Raw genomic sequence first — 9,417 nt, forward strand, 5'->3', positions numbered from 1 at the left:
CACCTCACCGGGAAGACTTGCCCCCACAGGCCCACTTGCTGGGCAACATCGGAACCCGGTGACCCGCCCCCTCCCTGTTGATGTTCCTACCGGTTTGGAGGTGACTTGCCTCCGGCTTTCAATGCATAACCTTGACTTGGCGTGCATCTAACGCTATTTTTGAAAACATCAAAGGCGGCCTCTGGGTCGCCTTTTTCGTTGGCTGTCCATCTTCACCGGAAGACCCCGGCCACCCCGATTAACTTTTGAGTTAACATGACGGCATGTCCGAGGGCTTCGACTTCTCCACCGCCGAGGTGCTGGACTGGGAAATCCAGGCGGTCTGGGAGGCCCTGGACAGTGGCGAGCTGCGCGTCAGCGTCCACGCTCAGAACGAGATCAACCTCGATGCCCTCACCGTGGACGACATCTACGACGCGATCAGCTACTACGACGAGGTGAGCAAGGACCTCCCCGGCGAAGGCAACCGGGCACCCGGAGTCAACTTCGACCGCTTCATTGGCCGTATCCGCCTGCGCGTGAAGGTGGGTTGGCGAAGGACGTACTACATCGTCGTAACCGCGATGGCGAACTGAGAGGAGGAGGCCCATGACCGACACCCCCATGACCCACACCTTTCCCGGCCGTGAGGGCATCACGGTGATCCTCCATAACGTGCCCACGACCCTCGATTCTGAAACCGGCGAGGTCATCGGCTTCCGCCTCGACGTGTCGCGGGCCATCGCCCATCTCGTTCAGGAAGCCGCCCGCGAGCAGCCCCCCGGCGCGACGGTCGAGCGGCAGTATCAGGCCCGCCCAAAACAGGCCCTCCCCACGCCAGACCCGGTGAGCCTGGAGCTGCGGCGGGTGCTGCGTGAGCGGGGCCTGACAGGGGCCGAGATTGCCGAGCGACTGGAGATCAAACCCCCGCTAGTCTCGCGCTGGCTCAGCCCCACCTACCATCAGCACGGCATGGAAACGCTGCGGCGCATCGCGGACGCCCTGGATATGGACGTAGAAGTGAAGCTCAAGCCCAGGGAACGCAAAGAAGCTTCTTAGCGGTTCTACAGGCTGTCCAGCAGGCCAGAGCAAAGCCCTTCATCAACAGGGGGGAGGGGAATGCCAGCCCTTCCCCCTGTTGATCTTCGCGTCATCCCTGGTGAGCTACAGCCCTTTAAGCAGCGTTATTTACTCCTCGGCCTGAGCGTCCTCCGCCTGGTCGTTCACGCGCTCCTCCTTGAGGTCTCGCAGCTCTGCCGAGTCGGTCATCATCTGCTTCCACGCCTGCAACCCTTCGAGATGTCTGCGGCTGGCTTCCCAGGTCATCTCCCACTGCTTCTCCTCAATGGCCTTGATCTTCTCCAGAGGGAGTGGCGTCTGGTAGTACATCGCCGCCTGCCCCATTCGCCGTGCGGTTCCCGCTTCCATATAGGTCCGCATTTGCAAGTCAAAGATTCGCTCCAGAAATAGGCTCAGCTCCTGCCGGACCACCTGCCGAACGGTGGGCATCACCAGCGCGTCTCCCTCATCCTTCGCCTCGGCTTCCGCCGCATATTCGAGCAGTGCGCCGCCCAGTTCCGTGAGGGGCATTCCCGCCTGCTTCGCTTTCATCGTCAGAAAGTCCGCCACTTCCCGACGGACGCGAACCTGGAGCCGAACCGTCCCTTTCCCTGGTCGTCCCATCTGCGCTTCCTCCTCTGCTCAACCCCGACATTCCCAAGGTCTGCTCACACCGTTTAGGCTGCCCACCCAACGCCAAAACAGCACCGTTCTGAGTGCTTGGCTAGCGGCTAACTTGAGCTAAAAATTACTTACTCTGGAACAAGGTAGCAGGACAAGGTTAGAGCAGCACCAGAACGCTGCTTCCTCGTTTCAGATTCATACTCTTATCCTGCCTTACACCACCCACCATCCCAAACGGCCATTTCCCACGACTCTTTTTGGATCGCGGAAGCGTTCGCGCCTTGGGCCTTTCTGCTGGGTCAGAACGTCCGCCGAAGTCGGCGCCTCTGCTCTGCCCACCGGCCGACTTCGCGGGTCTCCATCGCCACGTCCACCGCAGTTCGGGATGGGTCGCCTGGTGCCCTCCCAGGTGAGCCGTCACGGGCGAGGATGGACCCCTCCCCAGCTCCGCCGTTCACGCTTCTGGACCGTGCCCCACAACCGCGAGGGGGATACTGACGCCATGACGGACCTTCCCCAGGATTCCTCTTCGTCCCCCGCCGCCGGGAAGCGCAAGAAAAAGCCCTTCATGATCCCCTTCCATGCCCTGATCAAACTGCGCTCCCCGCTGCGGGCGGTGGCGTCCGGCGTGGAAGTTCTAATCGGCACTACCCCGACAGTCGTCAGGGTCACCGATCAGGTCCGCGAGAGATTGCAAGAACAGCCGCCGGAGCCGGAGCAGGTATATGCCCTTCAGTTCTGGTTCCGTACCCCTGAGGGCTACGTCGAGGACCTGCAACTCGCCCATGTCCACCCGGCCAAGGAGCTGGGCAAGGACAAGTCTGGTCAGGTGATCAAGCCGCTGTTCGAGATTGGTGCTCGTCTGAAGGAAGTGAACCGGGAAGAGGGCTTTGTGGTGGTCGAGGTGGAACCCAACGATACGGGCCTGCTGCGTGAGTCCTTCGACGTTCAGGTCTGGGCCGCCCTGGAGCTGCTTGAAAAAACCCCCAGGCCGGGGCGGACCTTGCTGGTTTACGGCGAGTACCGGCCCCAGAGTGGCCGCCTGGTCGCCACCCGGTTTACGCCCCTGCATGTTGGCAAGCCCAAGGCCAAGCCCGCGCCCCCGGCTGAGACCTCTTCCGAAAGTCCCCCTGCCTGAGTGCTTACAAGACTTCCTGACCTCTCCCCCCTGTCGATGGAAGGCCAGTTGCCCGGAGAAGATTTCCCCCGGCGATCAGGTTCTCCAGCAAAGCAAGCTCCTACGCGGGCCGCAGCCGCGCCGCCAGGACCGCCCCCGGCTTCCGCCACGGGGCGACCTCGGCCAGGTCCACAGCCAGGCGCTCAAGCTGAAGCGCCAGCAGCCGAAGGCCGGGCCGCTGCTCGTTTTCCTCGGTCAGTGCGGCATAAATCGAGGCGCAGTGCTGCCGAAACCTGCCTGGCTCGTTCAAGGTGTGCGCGATCTCGGCAGCCAGCGCAGACACCGCCCGGTGACGTTGGCGGGGGTGCATCCCGATCAAGGCCGGAAGCTGAGCGGCGACGGCCCGCAAACCCGCGCCCAGACGCATGTCAGAACCTCCTTCAACGGGAGTTTTTGCCATACCGGGGACAGCGGCCCATTGTTGGGCAAGGGCTATGAGCCGCCCTATTTGCCCTTTCAGGTCGAGTGGTTCTGACATCACGTCCTGCACGGCCCGGAAGGCTCCCCGCTCCCCGTGGTAGTCCTCCGCAAAGTCCGGCCTCCAGTCATGGCGGAAGTCCCACCAGCGCAGGCGCGGGCGCACGGCCTCCGGGCGCAGCTTCACAGCCCAGAGGGTGCCGCTGTACCGCCGCAGTTTGCCCACCTGCGCCACATGGCCGCGTGCGTCGAGCAGGCCCGCTCCCCGCAGCTCGGCGGTCAGTCGGTATAGGTGACGCTCGGAATACCCCAGCGCGGCGGCCACGATCACGGCAGGCAGGAAATAGACCATGTGCGAGGGCAGGACGGCGTGCCCTTGCGAGGTCACACGCTCGGCGGCCCTCGCGTGGGCGAACTCCCACAGGGCCAGAGCGCCCCGGCTCAAGGTCCGGCCTGCCAGCACTTCCCTGGCACTGGGGAGCGTGGGCAGCACGCGGGGCGAGACAGACCCGCGCGGCTCGCATGAAGCCCAGGAAGGAGCCTCCAGCTCCGGCGGCGGCTCAGGGGCCGGTGTGGGCAGGACGGCGGGCACAGAGGCGGAGGGAACAGCACCCGCACGGGTAGCGAGAGCAGCGCGGCCCATGTCGAGAAAACGTTCAGTCAGTCGGGAGTGCAAGTCGAACCCCTTTGCACCCCGGCCCCGAGCGGGTAGGCTAAAGGCCAGGGACAACCCTGGCCGCTTGAGCAGCGCCTTCTTCTTTCCGGGAGTGGGGCGCTGTTCGCTTTTGCCGTGAGGCTGTTGGGGTTGACCGTACCACGCCGGAGCGCGAAGCGCAAAACCCGCGCCAGGACGGCGTGAAGCGGGCGTGGTTTACTCCGGTCATCGTGGAACGTCAACCGCGCCCCATAGGGCGCGGAGACGCACCCTGGCGGGGTGCAGGCGATCACCACCCGTCCCCCGAGGCGTCCACCAGCAGCTTCAGGAGCCTCACGGCTCCCGTCAGCCCGACGACGGTAAGTGAGTCAGGGTGACCATCAAGGAGCAGCCCTACCGAGGCCAGGGTCAGCGTGGTCTCGGAGATGTCGAGACCACGCCTCAGCATCTTCATGACCTGGAGTCGGGCGAGGGGACGCGGGGCCTTCTGTGGGGTTTGGGGCGTCATGTCATCAGCCTGCGAGACGGGGTGACACCCGGCACACACGGTCGAGGGGCCATGAACACGCTGTTTTTCAGCAATCCGTGTCATGGCTTCAGGTTGAGCATCGGCGCGGGGTGAAGTTTGGGGGTCAACATCGGTCATGCCTGAACGTTGAGGAGCGGGGCGGGGGGTCGGGGTCGTCTTGGGGTTGGTCATCTTGCCTCCGTGGTAATCCAGGTGCCGGGCACGGACCTGGGCGAAATGGCGAGCGGCCCGCCCGTGAAGAACGGGAAGGCCGACAGGCGGGTACGAAAAACCCCGACTTAGGGCGGTCGGGGCTGCGTTTTCGTTTCGGTTGTGTCCCGTCGAGGCGGGTCCTGATACCACAGTAACAAGCGGGGCAAATCCAAATCCGGTAGATGTACCCTCGGTGATCTCACTCTACGAACCGGAGCCTTAAAGGCGCGGGGACATGTCCCTTTCAAAGCAGAACGTCAAGATTCAAGCCCTTATCGAAAGCTCCCGCCTCCGGGTTCGTCTTCACCGCTGAGACCCAGTTCCCGGAACATCTCGACTTGAGCGTCTGCCACTGCTGAGAGCGCGGCAGAGTTACGCTTTTGCTCCTCCTCGCCGCGCTGCTTTGCTTCAGCCACCGCCCGTTCAGCAGCTCGTTTCGCGTTGGCCCGCTCGGCGGCATCGTCTGCCATGAATCCGGCGATGCGCTCCAGAGCATCCGCAATACGCTCCAGCGGCTCCTTCTTTCCCAACTGGCTAAACTGCCGTCTCTGGTTACCCGTCATGCTTACCGTCCCTGCCTTTTGGCGACCGCCTGAAGGACGTTCATGGTGTCGGCAGCAGTGGCGCGTGGGGCATCAGCCTCTTGAGGTCGGTCAAGGGCGTCAGCAATGCGCTTGAGGTCCGACCGCATGTCCTGCATGTCCTCGCGCAGCCCGCGCACTTCATCAAGCAACAGCTTCAGTCCGAGCGGATTCACGGTGTCTTCGGGCATAGCGCAGCCTACCGCCCCTCACTCCACACTGCCGCCCACATTCGCGCCAGCAGCCCCTGCCGAGGCGTTGAAGCAGGCGCAGCAGCATGGAGCCGGACGCGCAGGCCCTCCACCTCATCCCTTACGGCCTCCCGCACATCGGCGGAGACTGTAGTAGCACCCCGAACGGGCCAGAAAGGGCCGCCCATTTCCTCTCGAACTTTCTCTGCCACGATCACGCCGGACAGGTAGTCGAGCCGCCGGTTCACCTCCCGCAGTGCGTCAGACTGCCCGCTCATTCCAGCGATCATGCCCTTCAGCACATCCCTTAGCTCTAGCACCTGCACCTGCGCTTCCCGCAGTGCGGCTGTCTCTAAGCGCAAGGCCGCGTTCTCCTCGCGGATGGCCTGGAGATCCCCGCGCAGCTCCGCGAGAAGCTCTCCCGCCACCGCACGTGCCAGGGCCTCCGCGTCATCCGTCCGGGGGGCGGGCGGGTCCACCTGCATCTGGACGGGCAGCTCGTCGCCTTCCCTCAGCAGTGCTAAGGCCATGCCCACCGACGCCACCCGCCCGCCATGAACCGCCTCGAAAGCTAGGCGCAGGCGGTCAAGGGCCTCCGCCGTGAATTCCCGTCCGCCCCGTGCATCGCGCTTTAGTTCCCCGAAGACCTCTTCATAGACCATGGAGGCCCGCCGCAAGGCCGTCCCGGAGACGCTGAGGAAGTCGCTGGCCTGTTTGGGGGACATCACGACGTCGGGCATACAGGCACCGTACCACCCGCCCGGACGCCCACGCGCCCGGCTTGCGGGCGTCCGCCGGGCGTCCGGGTTGCGGGCGGGTCAGAACGCCCTCCAGGCGCCGAATCAGGACTCGTCCGGGGGGTGAGCGGGCGGGTGGATAGATGCCCGATCTACTGTGGCAGGCATGGGTCAGCGGCCTGCTGCGTAAGAGGGCGTCAAGGTCCCGCCCCTCACCTTGCCGGGCATGATGGCGGACCTCGCACGCTTTGTTCAGCAGCACCCCTACCAGACCGTGGCCGCCGTCTTCATGGCCCTGGTGCTCTTGGTCGTCAACGAAGTCCGGCACGCCCTGGAGAAGCGCTTACTCCGGCGGGCGCTGGCCTCAATGCCTGTACACGCACTCCCTACGGCCACCCATCCGGCACCCCACCGCCCCACCACATCCCCGTGGGGGACTGTCACCGCTCTGCTGGTGGGAGTAGGCCTCCTGGCCCTGGCTGTGCCCGTGCTGCGAGGTCCGGCGGGTGCTCCCATCACAGCCCCAGTGTCAGCGCTGCTGACGACAGGCACCTATCGCGGCTCAGGGACAGGGACTATGGGCAGCACGGACTTCAGGCTTACCCTGGGGGGGTCCTCCGGGGCGCCCAGCGCCACTCTCACCGCCATGGGGACAACCTTCGACTTCCAAGGCACGGTCACGCCGGAAAGCGGCGGGGTGTACCTCAGCGGGTCTCTCGTGCAGAGCGGGATGTCATGGGGCACGCTCAAGGCGCACGTCTCCACTCTCCAAGCTGAGGGGGTAGTCAGCACGGGTCCCCTGAGCTGGACGCTGGACTTGAGGCGCTGAACGCACCCATCCGGGGGCTGGGCTGGCGGGTGAACGGGGTTCTGCTCCTGTGCCAGTGGACCAGCGCGCCTAGTTACCAAACACATGGACTACCCCTCTTCACTAGCAGCGTCCCAAGGCAGACTCACAAAATGCCGGGCAAGGGCTGCTTAAGGTCGAGTATGACCACTAAATACATCTGCACCCTGTTCACAGCAGCGCTGTTGAGCAATATGTCATCGAGCCTTGCTCAGAGTTCAGCCACCCGGCAGGTACTTCTGGGTACCAACGTGAGCCTCATGCTTCCCAGCGGCAGTGTGGTCAAGCCCGTACCCGCAGGTGCAAAGCTGAAGGTCTTCAAAATTTCAGTGCCAGGGCTGGAAGATTTTAACATCACGATTTTGTCCTCTGTTACTCAAGGGCAGAGCAATGCCAATGAGCCATGGGTAGATTCAGAAATGAATGATCTTGTAAATTTCACTATGGGTTTTCTTGATGGAGTCATGAAGCAACAATCTCAAAATGGCGGCAAGTCAACCATAAACGATATGCGATTTTCAAGAGAAGGCAATATTGTCAAATCTGTAGCAAATCTGGGCCTGACCGGGGCAAACCCGGCCAGTTACATGGCAACCGTACATCAGAAGAAGAACCGTGCGATTATCATGGCCTACCTGGATACAACTCCGGCGAGCACCAATGACCAGGAGGCTGCACAGCGGATCATGGAGACGTTGCAGGGGCTTTAATCCCGTCCATTGCCAGGCAGCCCTAAGAACGCCCTCTGGGGGCCGGGCGGGCGGGTGAACGGGTGGGGGCTACCAGCTATCCAGCGTGTCCTTGAGGCCGCTGTCCACCCACTTGGCGTAGATGCGGGTCGTCTCAATGGAAGCATGTCCCAGGTGCCGGGCGGTGTCTTCCAGGGTACGGCCCTCCCGCATGAGCCTCGTCCCGGCGTAGTGCCTCAGAGCATGGAACCCCTTGGCATCCACCCCCGCCCGGCGGCACAGCCGCCTCAGCCGCTCACGGGCCGCGTCCACCCCACCGCCGATGACGGCCCCTTCCCAGGCCTCCAGGGCCATCAGCGCCTCCGTCAGCGAGCGGGACACCCTGACCCGCCGGGTCTTCCCACCCTTCCCATTCCTGACCGTCAGGACGCGGGCGCTGAGGTCCACGTCGGCCCACTCCAAGGCCAGGGCCTCCGCGATCCGCAGCCCGGCGTGGCCGCACAGCAGCAGCAGGGCACGCATCCGGGCATCCGCCGCGACGAGCAGCTGCCCAGCTTCTTCGTCCGTGTAGGGCTGCCGCTTGTCATAGGCGGGGGTCGGGTCCCGGCCTGCCCGCGCGTCCGTGAAGGCGTCCACCTTGGTGGCCCCCGCCCAGCGCAGGGCCTTATAGAGCGCCCGCGCGCCCGCAAGTTTGACCCGCACCGTGGCTGGACTTTTGCCTTCTGCCTCCAAGTGCCGCAGGTAGAGCGCGCCCACGCTGGTGCCTGGCCGCAGCAGGTCAACCGCGTTGGCCGTGGCATGGGCCAGGAAGGACCGCACGGCTTCCGCGTAGACGCGCAGGGTGTGCGGGCTGACGCGCGCCCCACTGCTGCCGTGGGTGGTGAGATGCGCCTCGGTCAAGGCCCACAGCGCGGCGGGGTCCTTGTTGCGGGCGGCTTCCACGGCGCGGCGGCGCAGCTCCTCGGGGTGAAGGGTGGCGAGGTGGGAAGCACGGGAAACGAGGTCGCCCCGGTAGAGGTCCAGGGCGGTTCCGGGGGGGGGCATGACCCCCACGATAACAAAAGTTGTCGGGTGGGGACAGGCCGAAACAGCGGGGGTACACCCGCCGGTCACTGCCTGCCCTTTGGCCTTGACGGTGGCCCAGCTCAAGGCTGCTTCGCCAGAACAGTCAGAGGCATGCGGCACGAACGGGCGAAACGCCAGATTAGGGTGAGGTATGAACGCTTTCGTCAGGGCAATGTCGGTGCAGTACGCCGACTTTCGTGGACGCACACGCCGCCGTGACCTGGCGATGTTCCTGCTGTTTTACCTCCTGTCAATCTTTCTGTTCGCACTTATCATTGGCCTCCTCGCCACCCTACTAGGCTGGTCCAACCAAACAGCAGAGTTGATGGGCAACATTTATTTTTTCATAACAATGATACCTATCCTTGCCATATTTGTTCGTCGCCTTCACGACATAGGGCGTAGTGGCTGGTACGTTCTATTTGCATTCGTTCCAGTTGTCGGAATTATCATCTATCTTTTCTGGTTTACAAAAGCCAGTCAGTTGGGAACAAACAAATGGGGAGAAAACCCCAAAGAGACTGGCCCTGTGCTGCCTGCAAGCGAGTGACGAACACCCCCTTCCCGCAGGAGGGGAATGAAGCGTCCTACCGGGAGCTTGGCCAACTCGACCCACCTCACCGGGAAGACTTGCCCCCACAGGCCCACTTGCTGGGCAACATCGGAACCCGGTGA

The 9,417-nt window shown here is 63.7% G+C and carries 12 protein-coding genes; 5 read left to right on the forward strand and 7 right to left on the reverse strand.

All coding sequences use genetic code 11. The features are described 5' to 3' along the window. Nucleotides 1–263 precede the first annotated feature (263 nt). Nucleotides 264–575 carry a hypothetical protein gene (locus tag DEIPH_RS14670; RefSeq protein ID WP_034359512.1) on the forward strand — a complete coding sequence of 104 codons (312 nt, stop codon included), beginning with the start codon at nt 264–266 and terminating at the stop codon, nt 573–575. Between the two features lie 13 nt (nt 576–588). Then, nucleotides 589–1,038: a helix-turn-helix domain-containing protein gene (locus DEIPH_RS14675; RefSeq protein WP_034359514.1), complete on the forward strand. Its 450-nt coding sequence runs from the start codon at nt 589–591 to the stop codon at nt 1,036–1,038. A gap of 129 nt (nt 1,039–1,167) precedes the next feature. Here the strand turns inward: DEIPH_RS14675 and DEIPH_RS14680 are convergent, their stop codons facing one another. Beyond that, on the reverse strand, nt 1,168–1,569 hold the full coding sequence (locus DEIPH_RS14680) for a hypothetical protein (protein ID WP_152544964.1): 402 nt from the start codon (nt 1,567–1,569) through the stop codon (nt 1,168–1,170). Between the two features lie 595 nt (nt 1,570–2,164). On the opposite strand from DEIPH_RS14680, the gene DEIPH_RS18900 reads away from it, so the two are divergent. After that, a complete protein-coding gene (locus DEIPH_RS18900; RefSeq protein WP_051517418.1) occupies nt 2,165–2,800 on the forward strand; it encodes a hypothetical protein in 636 nt (211 codons plus the stop codon). A 100-nt stretch (nt 2,801–2,900) separates the two neighbouring features. Here DEIPH_RS18900 and DEIPH_RS14690 read toward each other — a convergent pair whose 3' ends face one another. The 5 genes from DEIPH_RS14690 to DEIPH_RS14710 form a co-directional block, all read right to left on the reverse strand. After that, nucleotides 2,901–3,701, reverse strand: a complete 801-nt coding sequence (locus tag DEIPH_RS14690; RefSeq protein ID WP_152544965.1) for a hypothetical protein — start codon at nt 3,699–3,701, stop codon at nt 2,901–2,903. 499 nt (nt 3,702–4,200) lie between these two features. Continuing rightward, nucleotides 4,201–4,419, reverse strand: a complete 219-nt coding sequence (locus DEIPH_RS14695; RefSeq protein WP_034359523.1) for a hypothetical protein — start codon at nt 4,417–4,419, stop codon at nt 4,201–4,203. A gap of 485 nt (nt 4,420–4,904) precedes the next feature. Continuing rightward, the gene (locus DEIPH_RS14700; RefSeq protein ID WP_034359525.1) at nt 4,905–5,195 is read right to left on the reverse strand and encodes a hypothetical protein; all 291 of its coding nucleotides are present in this window, start codon (nt 5,193–5,195) and stop codon (nt 4,905–4,907) included. Between the two features lie 2 nt (nt 5,196–5,197). Beyond that, nucleotides 5,198–5,404 (reverse strand): hypothetical protein, encoded by a 207-nt coding sequence (locus DEIPH_RS14705; protein WP_034359527.1) that lies wholly within the window; start codon nt 5,402–5,404, stop codon nt 5,198–5,200. A gap of 8 nt (nt 5,405–5,412) precedes the next feature. Next, entirely contained in the window at nt 5,413–6,144 is a 732-nt protein-coding gene (locus DEIPH_RS14710) for a MerR family transcriptional regulator (protein ID WP_034359530.1), read from the reverse strand. Nucleotides 6,145–7,131: 987 nt separating this feature from the next. Between DEIPH_RS14710 and DEIPH_RS19945 the strand changes: the two genes are divergently transcribed. Then, a complete protein-coding gene (locus tag DEIPH_RS19945; protein ID WP_152544966.1) occupies nt 7,132–7,698 on the forward strand; it encodes a hypothetical protein in 567 nt (188 codons plus the stop codon). Between the two features lie 69 nt (nt 7,699–7,767). On the opposite strand, the gene DEIPH_RS14720 is transcribed toward DEIPH_RS19945, so the two are convergent. Continuing rightward, a complete protein-coding gene (locus DEIPH_RS14720; protein ID WP_051517419.1) occupies nt 7,768–8,721 on the reverse strand; it encodes a tyrosine-type recombinase/integrase in 954 nt (317 codons plus the stop codon). A 172-nt stretch (nt 8,722–8,893) separates the two neighbouring features. Between DEIPH_RS14720 and DEIPH_RS19360 the strand changes: the two genes are divergently transcribed. Continuing rightward, nucleotides 8,894–9,292 (forward strand): DUF805 domain-containing protein, encoded by a 399-nt coding sequence (locus tag DEIPH_RS19360; protein ID WP_081790935.1) that lies wholly within the window; start codon nt 8,894–8,896, stop codon nt 9,290–9,292. Nucleotides 9,293–9,417: the final 125 nt, after the last annotated feature.

It is taken from the genome of Deinococcus phoenicis (assembly GCF_000599865.1).
Lineage (GTDB): Bacteria > Deinococcota > Deinococci > Deinococcales > Deinococcaceae > Deinococcus > Deinococcus phoenicis.

What these genes read in the sequence shown, in the direction of transcription:
- DEIPH_RS14670 (WP_034359512.1), top strand. Translation starts at nt 264, where the DNA reads ATGTCCGAGGGCTTCGACTTCTCCACCGCCGAGGTGCTGGACTGGGAA.
- DEIPH_RS14675 (WP_034359514.1), top strand. Translation starts at nt 589, where the DNA reads ATGACCGACACCCCCATGACCCACACCTTTCCCGGCCGTGAGGGCATC.
- DEIPH_RS14680 (WP_152544964.1), bottom strand. Translation starts at nt 1,569, where the DNA reads ATGCCCCTCACGGAACTGGGCGGCGCACTGCTCGAATATGCGGCGGAA.
- DEIPH_RS18900 (WP_051517418.1), top strand. Translation starts at nt 2,165, where the DNA reads ATGACGGACCTTCCCCAGGATTCCTCTTCGTCCCCCGCCGCCGGGAAG.
- DEIPH_RS14695 (WP_034359523.1), bottom strand. Translation starts at nt 4,419, where the DNA reads ATGACGCCCCAAACCCCACAGAAGGCCCCGCGTCCCCTCGCCCGACTC.
- DEIPH_RS14700 (WP_034359525.1), bottom strand. Translation starts at nt 5,195, where the DNA reads ATGACGGGTAACCAGAGACGGCAGTTTAGCCAGTTGGGAAAGAAGGAG.
- DEIPH_RS14705 (WP_034359527.1), bottom strand. Translation starts at nt 5,404, where the DNA reads ATGCCCGAAGACACCGTGAATCCGCTCGGACTGAAGCTGTTGCTTGAT.
- DEIPH_RS14710 (WP_034359530.1), bottom strand. Translation starts at nt 6,144, where the DNA reads ATGCCCGACGTCGTGATGTCCCCCAAACAGGCCAGCGACTTCCTCAGC.
- DEIPH_RS19945 (WP_152544966.1), top strand. Translation starts at nt 7,132, where the DNA reads ATGACCACTAAATACATCTGCACCCTGTTCACAGCAGCGCTGTTGAGC.
- DEIPH_RS14720 (WP_051517419.1), bottom strand. Translation starts at nt 8,721, where the DNA reads ATGCCCCCCCCCGGAACCGCCCTGGACCTCTACCGGGGCGACCTCGTT.
- DEIPH_RS19360 (WP_081790935.1), top strand. Translation starts at nt 8,894, where the DNA reads ATGAACGCTTTCGTCAGGGCAATGTCGGTGCAGTACGCCGACTTTCGT.